Annotated in this window: 17 protein-coding genes and 1 pseudogene; 10 read left to right on the top strand and 8 right to left on the bottom strand. The window is 61.7% G+C overall.

Annotation, left to right across the window (positions count from 1 at the left end):
* Positions 1–76 precede the first annotated feature (76 nt).
* From ctaD to AB4O12_RS22045, 3 genes are all read left to right on the top strand, one after another.
* Complete coding sequence (gene ctaD / locus AB4O12_RS22055; protein WP_016772327.1) at positions 77–1,663, top strand: cytochrome c oxidase subunit I; 1,587 nt, start codon at positions 77–79, stop codon at positions 1,661–1,663.
* A 258-nt stretch (positions 1,664–1,921) separates the two neighbouring features.
* Positions 1,922–2,473 carry a cytochrome c oxidase assembly protein gene (locus tag AB4O12_RS22050; RefSeq protein WP_016772328.1) on the top strand — a complete coding sequence of 184 codons (552 nt, stop codon included), beginning with the start codon at positions 1,922–1,924 and terminating at the stop codon, positions 2,471–2,473.
* A gap of 25 nt (positions 2,474–2,498) precedes the next feature.
* Positions 2,499–3,386 carry a cytochrome c oxidase subunit 3 gene (locus tag AB4O12_RS22045; RefSeq protein ID WP_217864743.1) on the top strand — a complete coding sequence of 296 codons (888 nt, stop codon included), beginning with the start codon at positions 2,499–2,501 and terminating at the stop codon, positions 3,384–3,386.
* A gap of 9 nt (positions 3,387–3,395) precedes the next feature.
* Here AB4O12_RS22045 and AB4O12_RS22040 read toward each other — a convergent pair whose 3' ends face one another.
* Positions 3,396–3,599: a twin transmembrane helix small protein gene (locus AB4O12_RS22040; RefSeq protein ID WP_016772330.1), complete on the bottom strand. Its 204-nt coding sequence runs from the start codon at positions 3,597–3,599 to the stop codon at positions 3,396–3,398.
* Positions 3,600–3,669: 70 nt separating this feature from the next.
* Between AB4O12_RS22040 and AB4O12_RS22035 the strand changes: the two genes are divergently transcribed.
* The 5 genes from AB4O12_RS22035 to AB4O12_RS22015 are packed head-to-tail and all read left to right on the top strand — an operon-like array spanning position 3,670 to position 7,578.
* The gene (locus AB4O12_RS22035; protein ID WP_460059733.1) at positions 3,670–4,410 is read left to right on the top strand and encodes an SURF1 family protein; all 741 of its coding nucleotides are present in this window, start codon (positions 3,670–3,672) and stop codon (positions 4,408–4,410) included.
* Entirely contained in the window at positions 4,376–4,969 is a 594-nt protein-coding gene (locus AB4O12_RS22030) for a hypothetical protein (RefSeq protein ID WP_122692448.1), read from the top strand. Before AB4O12_RS22035 ends, AB4O12_RS22030 begins: the two co-directional genes overlap by 35 nt.
* Positions 4,970–4,979: 10 nt before the next feature.
* Positions 4,980–6,059 carry a COX15/CtaA family protein gene (locus tag AB4O12_RS22025; protein WP_122506345.1) on the top strand — a complete coding sequence of 360 codons (1,080 nt, stop codon included), beginning with the start codon at positions 4,980–4,982 and terminating at the stop codon, positions 6,057–6,059.
* A complete protein-coding gene (cyoE, locus tag AB4O12_RS22020) occupies positions 6,047–6,946 on the top strand; it encodes a heme o synthase (RefSeq protein ID WP_071173963.1) in 900 nt (299 codons plus the stop codon). The genes AB4O12_RS22025 and cyoE overlap by 13 nt, the downstream gene beginning before the upstream one ends.
* Positions 6,943–7,578, top strand: a complete 636-nt coding sequence (locus AB4O12_RS22015; protein WP_024014996.1) for an SCO family protein — start codon at positions 6,943–6,945, stop codon at positions 7,576–7,578. The genes cyoE and AB4O12_RS22015 overlap by 4 nt, the downstream gene beginning before the upstream one ends.
* Positions 7,579–7,832: 254 nt before the next feature.
* Here AB4O12_RS22015 and AB4O12_RS22010 read toward each other — a convergent pair whose 3' ends face one another.
* The 3 genes from AB4O12_RS22010 to AB4O12_RS22000 form a co-directional block, all read right to left on the bottom strand.
* The gene (locus AB4O12_RS22010; RefSeq protein WP_315435060.1) at positions 7,833–8,603 is read right to left on the bottom strand and encodes a MetQ/NlpA family ABC transporter substrate-binding protein; all 771 of its coding nucleotides are present in this window, start codon (positions 8,601–8,603) and stop codon (positions 7,833–7,835) included.
* 64 nt (positions 8,604–8,667) lie between these two features.
* Positions 8,668–9,342, bottom strand: a complete 675-nt coding sequence (locus AB4O12_RS22005; RefSeq protein WP_016772337.1) for a methionine ABC transporter permease — start codon at positions 9,340–9,342, stop codon at positions 8,668–8,670.
* The gene (locus tag AB4O12_RS22000) at positions 9,342–10,349 is read right to left on the bottom strand and encodes a methionine ABC transporter ATP-binding protein (RefSeq protein WP_016772338.1); all 1,008 of its coding nucleotides are present in this window, start codon (positions 10,347–10,349) and stop codon (positions 9,342–9,344) included. Before AB4O12_RS22000 ends, AB4O12_RS22005 begins: the two co-directional genes overlap by 1 nt.
* A gap of 264 nt (positions 10,350–10,613) precedes the next feature.
* Here AB4O12_RS22000 and katE point away from each other — a divergent pair, with 264 nt between their 5' ends.
* On the top strand, positions 10,614–12,755 hold the full coding sequence (gene katE / locus AB4O12_RS21995; RefSeq protein WP_252885092.1) for a catalase HPII: 2,142 nt from the start codon (positions 10,614–10,616) through the stop codon (positions 12,753–12,755).
* A 94-nt stretch (positions 12,756–12,849) separates the two neighbouring features.
* On the opposite strand, the gene AB4O12_RS21990 is transcribed toward katE, so the two are convergent.
* From AB4O12_RS21990 to AB4O12_RS21975, 4 genes and pseudogenes are all read right to left on the bottom strand, one after another.
* A complete protein-coding gene (locus AB4O12_RS21990) occupies positions 12,850–13,563 on the bottom strand; it encodes a PA5502 family lipoprotein (RefSeq protein ID WP_016772339.1) in 714 nt (237 codons plus the stop codon).
* Between the two features lie 37 nt (positions 13,564–13,600).
* A complete protein-coding gene (gene znuB, locus AB4O12_RS21985) occupies positions 13,601–14,389 on the bottom strand; it encodes a zinc ABC transporter permease subunit ZnuB (RefSeq protein ID WP_016772340.1) in 789 nt (262 codons plus the stop codon).
* The gene (gene znuC, locus AB4O12_RS21980; protein WP_024014991.1) at positions 14,382–15,167 is read right to left on the bottom strand and encodes a zinc ABC transporter ATP-binding protein ZnuC; all 786 of its coding nucleotides are present in this window, start codon (positions 15,165–15,167) and stop codon (positions 14,382–14,384) included. Before znuC ends, znuB begins: the two co-directional genes overlap by 8 nt.
* A 7-nt stretch (positions 15,168–15,174) precedes the next feature.
* Positions 15,175–15,648: pseudogene (locus AB4O12_RS21975) on the bottom strand (Fur family transcriptional regulator); the annotation flags it as partial.
* A 66-nt stretch (positions 15,649–15,714) separates the two neighbouring features.
* Between AB4O12_RS21975 and AB4O12_RS21970 the strand changes: the two are divergent.
* Entirely contained in the window at positions 15,715–16,635 is a 921-nt protein-coding gene (locus AB4O12_RS21970) for a zinc ABC transporter substrate-binding protein (RefSeq protein WP_353188171.1), read from the top strand.
* Positions 16,636–16,845: the final 210 nt, after the last annotated feature.

Raw genomic sequence — 16,845 nt, 5'->3', positions numbered from 1 at the left:
CAATTGCGTATTCAGTGAACCGGTCGGGGCAGCGCGCCCCGGCCCGCCCCGTCCAACTTCGTAAAGGAGACCGGCCATGAGCGCTGTCATCGATGACCACGGTCACGCCGACCACGCCCACGGCCCCGCCAAAGGCCTGATGCGCTGGGTGCTGACCACCAACCACAAGGACATCGGCACGCTGTACCTGTGGTTTGCCTTCTGCATGTTCCTGCTGGGCGGCTCGTTCGCCATGGTCATTCGCGCCGAGCTGTTCCAGCCCGGCCTGCAGATCGTGCAGCCGGAATTCTTCAACCAGATGACCACCATGCACGGTCTGGTCATGGTGTTCGGTGCGGTGATGCCGGCCTTCGTCGGCCTCGCCAACTGGATGATCCCGCTGATGGTCGGCGCGCCCGACATGGCCCTGCCACGGATGAACAACTTCAGTTTCTGGCTGTTGCCGGCCGCGTTTCTGCTGCTGGTCTCGACCCTGTTCACCCCCGGTGGCGGGCCGAATTTCGGCTGGACGTTCTACGCGCCGCTGTCGACGACTTATGCACCGGAAAGCGTGACGTTCTTCATCTTCGCCATCCACTTGATGGGCATCAGTTCGATCATGGGCGCGATCAACGTAGTCGCGACCATCCTCAACCTGCGCGCACCCGGCATGACCCTGATGAAAATGCCGCTGTTCGTGTGGACCTGGCTGATCACCGCGTTTCTGCTGATCGCAGTGATGCCGGTGCTCGCTGGCTGCGTGACGATGATGCTCATGGACATCCACTTCGGCACCAGTTTCTTCAGTGCTGCCGGCGGGGGTGACCCGGTGCTGTTCCAGCATGTGTTCTGGTTCTTCGGCCACCCCGAGGTGTACATCATGATCCTGCCGGCGTTCGGCGCGGTCAGCCAGATCATCCCGACCTTCGCGCGCAAACCGCTGTTCGGCTACACCTCGATGGTCTACGCCACGGCGAGCATCGCGTTCCTGTCGTTCATCGTCTGGGCGCACCACATGTTCGTGGTCGGCATCCCGCTGGTGGGCGAGTTGTTCTTCATGTACGCGACCATGCTGATCGCCGTGCCGACGGGTGTGAAAGTGTTCAACTGGGCCAGCACCATGTGGCAAGGCTCGATGACCTTCGAGACGCCGATGCTGTTTGCCGTGGCGTTCGTCATCCTGTTCTCGATCGGTGGTTTTTCCGGGCTGATGCTGGCAATCGCCCCGGCGGACTTCCAGTACCAGGACACCTACTTCGTTGTCGCGCACTTCCACTATGTGCTGGTGCCCGGGGCGATATTCGGCATCTTCGCCTCGGCCTATTACTGGCTGCCGAAGTGGACCGGGCACATGTACGACGAAACCCTCGGCAAGCTGCATTTCTGGCTGTCGTTCGTCGGCATGAACCTGACCTTCTTCCCGATGCACTTCGTCGGCCTTGCGGGGATGCCACGGCGGATCCCGGACTACAACCTGCAGTTCGCCGATTTCAACATGGTCTCGTCGATCGGCGCGTTCATGTTTGGCGCCACGCAGATCTTCTTCCTGTTCATCGTCATCAAGACCATCCGTGGCGGCGCACCGGCCCCGGCCAAACCGTGGGACGGCGCCGAAGGGCTGGAGTGGAGCGTGCCGTCGCCGGCGCCGTATCACACCTTCACCACGCCGCCGGAAGTGAAATGAACACCTCCTGTTTTTTGCAATGTGTGCAGAGGCACAGATCCCCAGTGGATGCTCACAGATCTTCTGTGGATGTACACAGATCCCCCGTGGCGAGGGGATTTATCCCCGTTGGGCTGCGCAGCAGCCCCAAAATCTGCAATCGAAATTTATCAGGTAGACCGTGTGCGCTGGATTCAGGGCCGCTTCGCAGCCCAACGGGGATAAATCCCCTCACCACAGCATCACCGGCCACCAGGGAACACGAGGGAGGCATGAACCATGGCTGACTCGATCTCGCTGAAGAAACTCGTCACCCGCCTGTTGCTGGTGGTAGTGGCGATGTTCGTCTTCGGTTTCGCCCTGGTGCCGATCTATGACGTGATGTGCAAAGCCTTCGGCATCAACGGCAAGACCGGCGGCCAGTATGCGGGCGAGCAAGTAGTGGACACGTCGCGCCAGGTGCGCGTGCAGTTCTTGTCGACCAACACCGCCGACATGCCGTGGGACTTTTACCCGAAACACGACGAGCTGACCGCCAATCCCGGCGCGGTGAACGAGATGGTCTTCATCGCACGCAATCCCACCGACAAACCGATGAGTGCGCAAGCGGTGCCGAGTATTGCGCCGAGCAACGCCGCGGCGTTTTTCCACAAGACCGAATGCTTCTGCTTTACCCAGCAGGTGCTGCAACCCGGTGAACAGATCGAGATGCCGGTGCGTTTCATCGTTGACCGCGACATGCCCAAGGAAGTGAAGCACCTGACGCTGTCCTACACGCTGTTCGATATCACCGCCCGACATCCGCCGGTGGCTGTTAACACTGGCGGTTGAGCGTGGCCGATAAGGAGAACAATAAATGGCAACTCATGAGCATTATTACGTCCCGGCCCAGAGCAAATGGCCGATCATCGCCACGCTCGGGATGTTCGTCACCGTGTACGGCCTCGCCACCTGGTTCAACGATCTCAAGGCCGCACGCCCGGACTCCCACGGCCCGCTGATCTTTTTCGTCGGCGGCCTGCTGCTGGCGTACATGCTGTTCGGCTGGTTCGGTGCGGTGATCAAGGAAAGTCGCGCGGGACTGTACAGCCCGCAGCTGGACCGCTCGTTCCGCTGGGGCATGAGCTGGTTCATCTTTTCCGAGGTGATGTTCTTCGTCGCCTTCTTCGGCGCGCTGTTCTATGTGCGCCATGTGTCCGGGCCGGCGCTGGGCGGTGAGGGGCCGAAAGGCATCGCGCACATGCTCTGGCCGAACTTCGAATTTGTCTGGCCGCTGCTGCACACACCTGATCCGAAACTGTTCCCGCCGCCAAAAGAAGTCATCAGCCCGTGGGGCCTGCCGCTGATCAACACCATTCTGCTGGTCAGCTCCAGCGTGACCATCACCATCGCCCACCATGCGCTGAAGAAAGGCCATCGCGGCGCGCTGAAACTGTGGCTGGCGATCACCGTACTGCTGGGCGTCGCGTTCCTCGGTTTCCAGGCGGAAGAGTACATCCATGCCTACAAAGAGCTGGGGCTGACCCTCGGCTCGGGCATCTACGGCGCGACGTTCTTCATGCTCACCGGATTCCACGGCGCCCACGTGACCATCGGCACGATCATCCTGTTCGTGATGCTGATGCGCATCATGAAGGGCCACTTCGACAACGAGCACCAGTTCGGTTTCGAGGCGGCGAGCTGGTACTGGCACTTCGTCGATGTGGTGTGGATCGGTTTGTTCTTCTTCGTTTACGTCCTCTGACTGCTGGCGCTACCAGGGCGCATGGGACACCAACTGGCCGCTGTAGAACCCCCAGGCCATCAGGCCGACGGTGACCACGGCCAGTGCCACCCGAACACTCAGGGCGATGACCAGGCGATTGGAGCTGCTGTCGTCCTTGACCAGGAAAAACAGGCCGCTGAACAGGCTGACGACCGTGGCAATCAGCATCAGGACGATCGCTGCTTTGAACATGGCAAGACTCCGGGGGACAGGCGATGCAATTGAGTATAGCGATCGCGATGACTGACTTTATGGCGCGCCCATGAAGCGCTTTAGCCCGGGCGTGATTCCCACTGTCGTGGTGGCGCTGTTGCTGCCGCTGATGGTTGCGCTGGGCTTCTGGCAACTGGGCCGGGGCGCGGAGAAAACCGCGCTGCTGGCCAGTTATGCCGAACGTCGCGTGGCCGAACCGCTGGCGAGCAGTGAACTGCTCGCCAGCGCCGACCCGGCTTACCGCCGCGTGCGCCTGCACGGCCAGTTCGACCCCGCCCATACCCTGTTGCTCGACAACCGCCAGCGTGGCGGCAAGGTCGGCGTTGAATTGCTGCAACCGTTTCAGGATCAACGCAGCGGTCTGTGGCTGCTGGTCAATCGCGGCTGGCTGCCTTGGCCCGACCGGCGTGTGCCGCCGCAATTCACGACACCGGCCGAGGCGCTGACGCTCGACGCCTGGGTCTATGTCGCCCCCGGCGCAACGTTCCAGTTGCACGCCGATCCGGTCAGCAGTATCTGGCCGCAGACCATCACCGCCGTCGAGCCGGGCAAATTGTGGCGAACCCTGGAGCGCGACGGCTTCGCCTACGAATTACGTGCCGAACCCGGCCCGGTCAGCTATCAGACCGATTGGCCGGTGGTCGCGATGGGTCCGGAAAAACACCTCGGCTACGCCGTGCAATGGTTCGCCATGGCCACGGCCCTGCTTGGGCTCTACCTCTATTTGGGCTGGCACAACGCAAAGGAGAAACGCCATGGGAAGCGCCATGAATCCACCCAGCATGTCTGAGGCCAAACCTGCCCCCAGCCGCCGGCGCGGCCGCATTCAGTTGTTGCTGATCGTCCTTGGCGTGGTCGGGCCGATGCTGCTCGCCACCGGCATGTACAAACTGCAGTTCTGGGTGCCGGAAGGACGCAGCTACCACGGCGAGCTGATCGGCAACGGCCAGACCCGCGCCGACCTCGGCGTGCAGGCCGATGAGCAGCGCTGGCAGATTCTGGTCACGGCGCCAAAGGACTGCGCAGTCGATTGCCAGCAACTGGTTTATCTGGCCCGGCAGATCCAGATCAGCCTCGGCCGCGAAGCCGGGCGCGCCAGCCACGCCCTCGCCGCCGCGCAACCGTTGAGCGCTGATTACGCCGCCAAACTCGACCGTGAATATCCGCAGCTGCAGCGCTATCCGCTGGATCCCGGGGTGTTCGCCAGGACCACCGGCGATAAAGCCGTGCCGCAGCTGTGGATCGTCGACCCGCACGGCAATCTGGTGCTGCGTTACGAGCCGAATGTGAAGGGCAAGGATCTGCTTAACGACCTGCGGCATCTGCTGAAACTGTCGAACATCGGATGAGGGCATCGTCATGGCCAAACCTGGATTTCGCCTCGCGCTGTTTGCCACCCTGCTGGCATTGATTGTGGTGTTGCTCGGCGCCTACACCCGCCTGACCCACGCCGGCCTCGGCTGCCCGGACTGGCCAGGCTGCTACGGCTTTATCAGCGTGCCGAAAAGCGAGGCGCAACTGGCCCATGCCGAACTGCATTTCCCTGACGCGCCAGTGGAGGCGCACAAGGGCTGGAACGAGATGATCCACCGCTACTTCGCCGGCACCCTCGGCTTGCTGATTTCAGTTTTGGCCGGGCGCGCCTGGGTCAACCGGCGCCATCCGGGCCAGCCGGTGAAACTGCCGCTGTTTCTGCTGGCGGTGGTCATCGCCCAAGCGGCGTTCGGTATGTGGACGGTGACGCTCAAGCTCTGGCCGCAAGTGGTCACCGGGCATTTGCTCGGCGGCTTTGCCACGTTGAGTCTGCTGTTCCTGCTGACGCTGAGGTTGTCCGGCGTGCTGCCGGCGCTGACCGTACCCAAGCGCCTGCAATATTGGGCGACGGCGGGGCTGCTGCTGGTGATCGGCCAGATCGCCTTGGGCGGCTGGGTCAGTTCCAACTACGCAGCGGTGGCCTGCATCGACTTCCCCACCTGCCACGGCCAGTGGCTGCCGCCGGCGGACTTCGCCAACGGTTTCCACCTGACCCAGCACATCGGCCCGAATTATCTCGGCGGACAACTCGATAGCGATGCGCGCACGGCGATTCACCTGACTCACCGCATCGGCGCTTTGCTGGTGACGGTCGTGCTGCTCGGTCTGGCCTGGCAACTGAAGGTGGTGGGCATGACCCGACTGGCCGGGTTGCTGCTGATCGCCCTCGCCGCGCAGATCACCCTTGGCATCAGCAACGTGCTGTTTCATCTGCCGCTGCCGGTGGCCGTCGCGCACAACGCCGGCGGCGCGGCGCTGTTACTGACGCTGGTGCTGGTCAATTATCACGCGCGCACCAGCCTGTTGCGGGTGAGCCAACCAGGGCTGGTGCGCTGGCGCTTGAGTGCGCACAAACCTGTCGTCGCGCCCATCGCATTGAAAGGAGAAACGCCATGGCGAGTCTGATCGGCCAGCGTGCAGCGCAAGCGCTGTGGCGCGATTATCTGGAGCTGACCAAACCGAAAGTCGTGGTGCTGATGCTGATCACCTCGCTGGTCGGCATGTTCCTCGCCACCCGCGCCGGGGTGCCGTGGACAGTGCTGGTGTTTGGTAATCTGGGCATCGCCTTGTGTGCCGGCGGCGCGGCGGCGGTCAATCATGTGGTCGATCGGCGCATTGATGCGGTAATGGCGCGCACGCACAAACGGCCGCTGGCCGAAGGCCGGGTTTCACCTGCGGCGGCGCTGACCTTCGCCTTGGTGCTGGCGCTGCTCGGCCAAGCGCTGCTGCTGACGTTCACCAATCAGCTGACCGCTTGGCTGACCCTCGCCTCGCTGCTCGGTTACGCGGTGGTCTACACCGGTTTCCTCAAACGCGCGACGCCGCAGAACATCGTCATCGGCGGCCTCGCTGGCGCCGCGCCACCGCTGCTCGGCTGGACCGCCGCCACCGGCCATGTCAGCGCCGAACCGCTGTTGCTGGTGCTGATCATCTTCGCCTGGACCCCGCCGCATTTCTGGGCGCTGGCGATTCATCGCAAGGAGGAATACGCCAAGGCCGACATTCCGATGCTGCCGGTGACCCATGGCGAGCACTACACCAAAGTGCACATTCTGCTCTACACCTTCGCGCTGCTGGCAGTGAGTCTGCTGCCGTACGTGATTCACATGAGCGGCGTGCTGTATCTGGTCTGTGCGCTGGCGTTGGGCGCAAGGTTTCTGCAATGGGCCGTGGTGCTGTACCGTGGCACTCGGCCGCACGCGGCGATCAACACCTTCAAGTACTCTATTTATTACTTGTTCCTGTTGTTCATCGCCCTGCTCGTAGACCACTACTTACTGTTGAACCTATGACCCGAACCCAGAAAACCGTCTTCATCCTCGTCGCCGTGATCGCGCTGATCCTCGGGCTTACCGTGAATAAAGTGCTGAACGGCAAAGGCCAGGGCGATCCGACTGCGCTGATCGACGCCGGGATCATCCTGCTGCCGCAGAGCCGCAACCTGCCGGACGTGACCATGACCGATCAGGACGGCAAACCGGTTGCAATCGATGAGTTGAAAGGCAAATGGAGTCTGTTGTTCTTCGGCTACACCTTCTGTCCGGACATCTGCCCGACCACCCTGGCGCAACTGCGACAGATCAAGAGTGAACTGCCGAAAGAGGCTGTGGATAAATTGCAGATCGTGCTGGTCAGCGTGGACCCCAACCGCGATACGCCGAAGCAGTTGAAGCAGTATCTGGGCTACTTCGATCCGCAGTTCATTGGCCTGACGCCTTCATCTATCGAAGAGCTGCAGAAGGTGGCGAATGCGGTGAGCATTCCGTTCATTCCGGCTGATACCAGCAAGCCGAATTACACGGTGGACCATAGCGGCAATCTGGCGGTGATCGGGCCGGATGGTACGCAGCGTGGGTTTATTCGGGCGCCGTTGAACAATGCCAAGCTGGTGGCGCAGTTGCCGGCGATGCTTGAGCGCAATTGACAGTTCAAAAGCTAAAAAGCCCCTCACCCTAACCCTCTCCCAGAGGGAGAGGGGACTGGCCGAGGTGTTTATTCGAATTGCGCCGACCTCCAATTGTGAGTCGAACTCAGGCTCGAAAAGCTTGAAGGTCGGCCCCCTCTCCCTCGGGAGAGGGCTGGGGTGAGGGGCAGCTTCAAAGCAGGTCCAAAGCCAGACACCAGACACAAAAAAAGGGGACGCCATTGGCGTCCCCTTTTTCATTGCAGCCATCCAAATCAGAACGCCGGCAATACCGCGCCTTTGTACTTCTCGGTAATGAACTGCTTCACTTGCGGGCTGTGCAGCGCAGCCGCCAGTTTCTTCATCGCGTCGCTGTCCTTGTTGTCAGCGCGGGACACGAGGATGTTCACGTACGGCGAGTCGTTGCCTTCGATCACCAGCGCATCCTTGGACGGATCAAGCTTGGCTTCCAGCGCGTAGTTGGTGTTGATCAGCGCCAGATCGACCTGGGTCAGCACGCGCGGAATGGTCGCGGCTTCCAGTTCACGGATCTTCAGGTCTTTCGGATTCTCGGCGATGTCTTTGACGGTCGACAGGATGTTCTTCGAATCCTTGAGCTTGATCACGCCAGCCTTGTCCAGCAGCAACAGCGCACGGCCGCCGTTGGTGGCGTCGTTCGGGATCACCACGTTGGCACCGCCGGGCAGGTCTTTCAGATCCTTGATCTTGCTCGAATAAGCGCCCAGCGGCTCCAGATGCACGCCGGTCACGGCAACGAGGCTGGTGCCCTTGGCCTTGTTGAACTCATCGAGGTACGGCTGGTGCTGGAAGAAGTTGGCGTCGAGGCGTTTTTCCGCGACCTGTACGTTCGGCTGAATGTAGTCGGTGAAGACCTTGACCTTCAGATCCACGCCTTCCTTGGCCAGGGCCGGTTTGACGAACTCGAGGATTTCCGCGTGCGGCACCGGAGTGGCGGCAACGGTCAGGGTCTCGGCGTGGGCCGAAAACGCCGCAACAGCGGCGAAAGCAGCGATCAGTTTTTTCATTCAGCTAACTCCTTGTGAGGGCGCCCGCCAGCGAATGGCCCGCGCCTCTTGATTAAAAAACCGCTTATTTGCGCGAGAAATGCACGACCAGACGGTCGCCAACCATTTGCAGCACTTGCACCAGAATCAACAGCAGCACCACGGTGACGATCATCACGTCGGTCTGGAAACGCTGGTAGCCGAAACGGATCGCCAGGTCGCCCAGACCACCGGCGCCGACCACACCGGCCATCGCCGTGTAGGACACCAGTGTAATCGCTGTCACCGTAATCGCTGCGAAGATGCCCGGCCGGGCTTCCGGCAGCAAGGCGTTCATGATGATCTGCCGCGTGGTCGCGCCCATCGACTGGGTCGCTTCGATGATGCCGCGATCGACTTCGCGCAGCGCGGTTTCCACCAGACGCGCGAAGAACGGCGTGGCGCCCACCACCAGCGGCGGGATCGCCCCGGCCACACCCAGCGAGGTGCCGGTGATCAGCACGGTGAACGGGATCATCACAATCAGCAGAATAATGAACGGCAGCGAACGCAAGATGTTCACCACCAGCGACAGCACGGCGTAGAGGCCACGGTTCTCCAGCAACTGACGCGGGCTGCAGAGAAACAGCAGCACCCCCAGCGGCAGGCCGAGCAGCACGGTGAACAGCAGCGAACCGCCGAGCATCAGCATGGTGTCGCCAGTCGCCAGCCAGATTTCGTACCAGTCGATATTGGCGAAGAAACTCATCAGATCAGCCATTAGCGCAACACCTCCATGTGAACGTCAGCGGCGGTGAAGCGGGCGAACGCCGCCTCCATGTCGCCACCGGTGACAGCGAGGGTCAGTTGCCCGTACGGAATGTCTTTGATGCGGTCGATGCGACCGGCAAGGATGCTGTAGTCGACGCCGGTTTCCCGGGCGACGGTGCCGAGCAACGGCGCATAGGTCGCCTCGCCCTGGAAGGTCAGACGCACGATGCGCCCGGGCACGTGGGCGAAATCGTCACGCTGCTCGCTCTCGTCAATCTGCTCGCTTTCCTGCACGAAACGCTTGGTGGTCGGGTGCTGCGGATGCAGGAACACATCGGCCACCGGACCCTGCTCGACGATCACGCCGGCGTCCATCACCGCGACCTGATCGCAGACGCGCCGGATCACGTCCATTTCGTGGGTGATCAGGACAATGGTCAGTTTCAGCTCGCGATTGATTTCTGCCAGCAGTTGCAGGACCGATGCCGTGGTCTGCGGGTCGAGGGCGCTGGTGGCCTCGTCGCACAGCAGAATCTTCGGCTTGGTCGCCAGCGCACGAGCGATGCCGACGCGCTGCTTCTGACCGCCGGACAGTTGCGCCGGGTACTTTTTCGCGTGGTCGGACAAACCGACCCGCGCCAGCAGCTCGGCCACGCGTTGATTGATTTCACTGCTCGACAGCTCACCGGCCAGGGTCAGCGGCAGGGCCACGTTGTCGGCGACGGTCTTGGAGGCGAGCAGATTGAAGTGCTGGAAGATCATCCCGACCTGCTGGCGGAAACGGCGCAGGCCGTTGGCGTCCAGTGCGGTGACTTCTTCGCCGTCGACGATGATCTTGCCGCCACTGGAGTCTTCCAGGCGATTGATCAGACGCAGCAGGGTACTTTTGCCCGCACCGGAATGGCCAATCAGGCCGAACACCTGACCGTTCTCGATGGCGAGACTGGTCGGGTGCAGCGCGGGAATATCCTTACCGGCGACGCGGTAAGTCTTGTGGACGTTTTGAAACTCGATCACGTAGCGAACCTTGTGGGGCGCGTTGGAAAAGGATCAGCGGTTAGCCGGGCGCGCATTTTAGCCTGTCCGTATAGAGGTTCTTAGCATTTATTTCGCAATTAACCTTCGATTTGGCAATAACAAGATCAAAGGTCATAAAAAAGGAACGCTCCGCGCGCCTCATCAGTCACTAGTTAAGCGACTTGAAAACCCTGGGTGCCGTGCCCGGGAATCACTCAAGGGTCTGCGGAAGGCATCCGGGGCCAAACGAGGAGTTTACGTCTGATGAGCATCAAAAAGCCTGCACCTGATAAAAGCGAAATGGCCGGGACCGATACCCCGGATCGCGCCAACACCAACGCCAAGCTCGACAGCCTGGAAGAATTCCGTTCCGACGCCACCGGTCAGGCACTGCGCACCAACCAGGGCGTGAAGATCGCCGACAACCAGAACACCCTCAAAGCCGGGCCGCGCGGGCCGTCGCTGCTGGAAGATTTCATCATGCGTGAAAAGATCACGCACTTTGACCATGAGCGCATTCCGGAGCGTATCGTCCATGCGCGCGGTACCGGCGCCCACGGTTTCTTTCAGACCTACGAGAACCATGCAGCACTGACCAAGGCCGGTTTCCTACAGGATCCGGGCAAGAAAACCCCGGTGTTCGTGCGTTTTTCTACGGTGCAGGGGCCACGGGGTTCCGGCGATACCGTGCGTGACGTGCGCGGCTTTGCGGTGAAATTCTTCACCGACGAAGGCAACTTCGACCTCGTCGGCAACAACATGCCGGTGTTCTTCATTCAGGACGCGATCAAGTTCCCGGACTTCGTCCACGCGGTGAAACCCGAGCCGCACAACGAAATCCCGACCGGCGGCTCGGCTCATGACACGTTCTGGGACTTCGTCTCGCTGGTGCCGGAATCGGCGCACATGGTGATCTGGGCGATGTCCGACCGGGCGATCCCGAAAAGCCTGCGCAGCATGCAGGGCTTTGGCGTACACACCTTCCGCCTGATCAACGCCGAGGGCAAATCACGCTTCGTCAAATTCCACTGGCGCCCTACCGCCGGCACTTGCTCGCTGGTGTGGGACGAGGCGCAGAAGCTCGCCGGTAAGGACACCGACTACCACCGCCGCGACCTGTGGGAAGCGATCGAGATGGGCGATTACCCGGAATGGGAACTGGGCGTGCAGATCGTCGAAGAAGAGAACGAACACGATTTCGACTTCGACATCCTCGATCCGACCAAGATCATTCCAGAAGAAATCGTCCCGATTACGCCGCTGGGCAAAATGACCCTGAACCGCAACCCGGACAACTTCTTCGCCGAAACCGAGCAGGTCGCCTTCTGCCCTGGCCACATTGTGCCGGGTATCGACTTCTCCAATGACCCGTTGCTGCAAGGTCGGCTGTTTTCCTATACCGACACGCAGATCAGCCGACTCGGCGGGCCGAACTTCCATGAGTTGCCGATCAACCGTCCGGTGGCGCCGTTCCACAACGGCCAGCGCGATGCGCAACACCGCAGCACCATCGACAAGGGGCGTGCCTCGTACGAGCCGAACTCGATCGACGGCGGTTGGCCAAAAGAAACCCCGCCAGCGGCACAGGACGGTGGTTTCGAGAGCTACCCGGAGCGCATCGATGCGGCGAAGATCCGTCAGCGCAGCGAATCGTTCAGCGATCACTTCTCCCAGGCCCGCTTGTTCTTCAACAGCATGAGCGACCACGAAAAAGAGCACATCATCGCTGCCTACAGCTTCGAGCTGGGCAAGGTCGAACGTGAGTTCATCCGTGCCCGTGAAGTGAACGAGATCCTCGCCAATATCGACCTGACCCTGGCCAAACGTGTGGCTGAAAACCTTGGTTTGCCGGCACCCGCCAAAGGCACGGTCGAAGTGCGCAAGACCTCGCTGGAGCAATCGCCAGCGCTGAGCCAGGCCAACCTGCTGCCAGGCAACATCAAGACGCGCAAAGTGGCGATTCTCGCGGCCAACGGCGTTGATGCTGCAGCCATCGATGCGATGAAGAAAGCACTTGAAGCCGAAGGCGCCCACGCGAAACTGCTCGGCCCGACCTCGGCGCCAGTGAAGACCGCTGACGGCAAGGCATTGCCGGTGGATGCGTCGATGGAAGGCATGCCTTCAATTGCGTTCGATGCGGTGTTCGTACCGGGTGGCGCGGCGTCGATTACCGCGTTGAGCGGTGACGGCGTGGCGTTGCACTACCTGCTCGAAGCCTACAAGCACCTGAAGGCGATCGCGCTGCACGGCGAGGCCAAGCAATTGCAGGACTTGCTGAAGCTGGATGCGGATGCTGGGCTGCTGCAGGGCGCGGATGTAGGGGCGTTGACCAAACCGTTCTTCGCCGCGATCGGCGAGCATCGGGTCTGGGCGCGGGAGCCTAAGGCCAAGGCTATTCCGGCTTAAGATCTTTATTGGCTGAGAGGACGCTTTCGCGAGCAGGCTCGCTCCCACAGGTACGCTGTTGCACCTGTGGGAGCGAGCCTGCTCGCGAAGCTTTTTAAGGCTTGCGCGGACTTAAAACCATCTGCGCCGGAACCGTGCGCAAGATCTGCTTCTCGATCTGCAAATCAAAATCAGGATCGAGCTTCTTGACTCGCTTGCTCAGCAACGTCGCCAGCCACGGATAATCCGCGGTGCGCGGCGCCTGAATGCTGACGGCGCATTCGTAATTCACCACATCGGCGGCGATCGCATCGAGTTGTCGTTGCAGCTTGTGAATATCGCCGATGTTCAACGCAACAGTGGTGCTCTCGGCGGTCGGGTCGATGACCTTGGCTTTCGGCCTGGCTTCGGCAGCCAGCAACGCGGCCTCGGCCTTTTCCAGCTCGGCCTTGCGCGCTTCGGTGATCGCGCCGTTGACGCCGCCGGTCAGCGCTGGCGCCTTGGGCATCAGAGCACGGGCGCGGCTGAGCGCGGTGGCGGCAGCGTTGACATCGCCTTTCTGCAGAACGATCTGGCTGCGGCGCAGATACGCCTCGGCCAGCTGCCGCTGGTACTGCTCAAGGGACTGATCGTTGGGGGTCGCGGCCTGCAAGGCGGCCAACTGGTCTTCGGCGGTGGCCAGTTCGCTGCTGGCCAGGCTTTGCTCCAGCTGCGCGATGGCCGTAGCCCGCGCGTCCGGGACTTCAGCCACCGGCGGCGTGCTTTGGCAGGCGCCCAGTAGCACTGAAAATGCGACAAGGAGCAGATAACGGGAGGCGAACGGCTTCATTCCTGCGACTCTCTAATTGCGCAAAAAGCGGCCAAGTCTACACCCCACGACGGGGCAGAACAAAACTCAACAGAAACAGCGCGGCTGCCGTCACAACGATAGACGGCCCCGCCGGGGTGTCCTTGAACCACGACAACGCCAGCCCGCCGCACACCGCGAGCATGCCCAGCAGGCTCGCGCCCAAGGCCATCTGCTCCGGCGAACGGGCGTGACGCTGTGCAGCAGCCGCCGGAATGATCAGCAGAGAAGTGATCAGCAGCACACCGACGATTTTCATCGCCACGGCGATCACCACCGCGATCAACAGCATCAGCGCCAAGCGCAAACCCGCAACCGGCAGGCCTTCGACCCGCGCCAATTCTTCGTGCACGGTGACCGCCAGCAGCGGTCGCCACAGCGTCACCAGCAACACCAGCACCGCCGCGGTGCCACCGAGAATCCACGCAAGATCGCTCGGACTGATTGCCAGCAAGTCGCCGAACAGATAGGCCATCAGGTCGATCCGCACTTCATGCATGAAGCTTAGTACTACCAGGCCGAGAGAGAGGGTGCTCGGTGCAAGAATTCCCAATAGTGTGTCGGACGCCAGTGGCTGACGCTGTTGCAGCGTCACCAAGAGCACCGCCAGCAGCAGGCAACCGACCGTCACCGCCACCGTCGGGCTGACGTCCAGCAGAAAGCCCAGCGCCACGCCAAGCAACGCGGCGTGGGACAGGGTATCGCCGAAATAGGCCATGCGCCGCCACACCACAAACGAGCCGAGCGGTCCGGCCACCAGCGCCAGGGCCAGACCTGCAAGCAGGGCATACAAAAGAAAATCAGCCATGCTTGCAGCCGTCTCCATGAACATGAGGTTGCCCGCCGAGCGGACCTTTGACCACCGAACCGTGCAGGTCGTGGGCGTGGTCGTGATGGTGGTGATAGATCGCCAGACTCGGCGCGTTCTTGCCGAACAACTCGACAAATGCCGGATCGCCGCTGACCTGCTCGGGATGCCCGGAGCAGCAGACGTGACGGTTGAGGCAGACCACCTGATCGGTGGTGCTCATCACCAGATGCAAATCGTGGGACACCATCAGCACGCCGCAACCGTGGCGGTCGCGCAGACGGGTGATCAGGCTGTACAGCTCGGCCTGCCCGGCCACGTCGACGCCCTGCACCGGCTCGTCGAGCACCAACAGTTCCGGCTCACGCAGCAGTGCCCGAGCCAGCAGCACGCGCTGCATTTCGCCGCCGGAAACGCTCTGCACCGGGCTGTCGATCACGTGTTCGGCGCCAACTTCCTTCAACGCGGCCAAGGCACGCGAACGATCGACGCCAGGCACCAGGCGCAGGAAGCGCAGCACTGACAGCGGCAGCGTCGGGTCAACATGCAGTTTCTGCGGCATGTAACCGACGCGCAATTTCGGCTTGCGCCAGACGCTGCCACTGTTCGGCTTCAACAGCCCGAGCACGGCGCGTACCAGCGTGGTCTTGCCGGCGCCATTGGGGCCGATCAGGGTGACGATCTGCCCCGGCTCGACGCTCAGCTCGATGTTGTCCAGCACGGTCTGCCCGGCAAACGTGACGGCGACCTGCTCCAGACGGATCAGCGCGTTGCTCATCAGGCCCCCGGCAACCGGCGCACAGGCCGACCACTTCGACCGTCTGCGCCTCGACGATGAAACCCACGTCTTTGGCGCTGCTGATGATCGCGTCGCTGATCACTTTTTGCTCAAGTTCGATAGCGGCGTGGCACTCGCGGCAGATCAGGAACTGGCCTTGGTGCGCGTGTTCAGGATGCACGCAGCCAACGAAGGCGTTGAGCGACGAGATGCGATGGACCAGGCCGTTTTCGAGCAGGAAATCCAGTGCGCGGTACACCGTAGGCGGCGCGGCGCGGCGGCCGTCCTGCTCGCTGAGCACCGCGAGGATGTCATAGGCACCCAGCGGTTTGTGACTCTGCCAGACCAGTTCCAGCACACGGCGGCGCAGGGCAGTCAGACGCAAACCTTTCTGCGCGCACAAGGTATCGGCCTCGGACAGAGCGCTGTGCACGCAATGGGAGTGGTCGTGGGGACGGCTGGCAATCGGTGTAATAGGCATGAGCGGCGACGAGATTTGCTGGAGACGTTATTATGTTACCCGTTCTCGCTTCCTTGAGTGGTCATCGTGTCCCGACTTTTTTCTGTTTTTGTGGCTTTTGTTGCCAGTTTTCTGCTGATCGGTACGGCCCAGGCCGAGGTCAAAGTGCTCACCAGTATCAAACCGTTGCAGCTGATTGCGGCTGCCGTGCAGGACGGCGTGGCGATTCCCGAGGTGCTGCTGCCGCCGGGTGCCTCCCCACACAATTACGCCCTGCGCCCATCCGACGTACGGAAGGTGCAGTCGGTCGATCTGCTCTACTGGATCGGCCCGGACATGGAAGGTTTCCTGCCGCGCGTGCTCGGCGGTCGCAGCCTGCCGAGCGTCGCCGTGCAGGATCTGCCGGGGCTCAAGCTGCGGCATTTCGGCGCGGACAACCATTCCCACGCCGAACAGGCCGATGAGCATGATCACGACCATCGCCCCGGCTCGCTGGACGCACACCTGTGGTTGTCACCGGCCAATGCGCGGGTAATCGCTGACAAAATGGCCGCCGACCTCAGCGCCGCCGACCCGGCCAATGCCCAGCGCTATCAGAGCAATGCCAAAGCCTTCGATGAACGTCTGGATGCGCTGGATCAGCGCTTGAAGAAGCGTCTGGCCAATGTCGAAGGCAAGCCGTACTTCGTGTTTCATGAGGCGTTTGATTATTTCGAAGACGCTTACGGCCTGAAGCACGCCGGGGTGTTCGCGGTGGCCGCCGAAGTACAGCCCGGCGCCCAGCATGTCGCGGCGATGCGCAAGCGTTTGCAGGAAGTAGGCAAGACCTGTGTGTTCAGCGAGCCGCCATTGCGTCCGCGCCTGGCAGAAACACTGGTGGCTGGCCTGCCGGTGAAGCTGGCGGAACTGGATGCGTTGGGCGGGTACACCCCGGCGACGGCTCAGGGCTATGAGCAGGTGCTGGAAAAGTTGGGCAATGATTTGGCGGGATGCCTGGAATCTCTGTAACCCCATAGAAATAGATCGCAGCCTTCGGCAGCTCCTTGTATCTCGACTAACGCTCCGTCAGGAGCGATAGTTCTCGACTGATCATCGAGGGAGGGACTTGGAAGCCGCGCAGCTCCTTAGGCTTTTTGCCTGTGACGTAGATCGTGCTCAGCCCTCCACACTCACTCGTACAGTTCGCACGGTATCTTGGGCCCGCCTGCGGCGAGAGCC

It is taken from the genome of Pseudomonas sp. S2_A05 (genome assembly GCF_054668485.1).
Note: the sequence above shows the minus strand (reverse complement) of the source record. Positions and strands in the feature narration are given on the sequence as shown.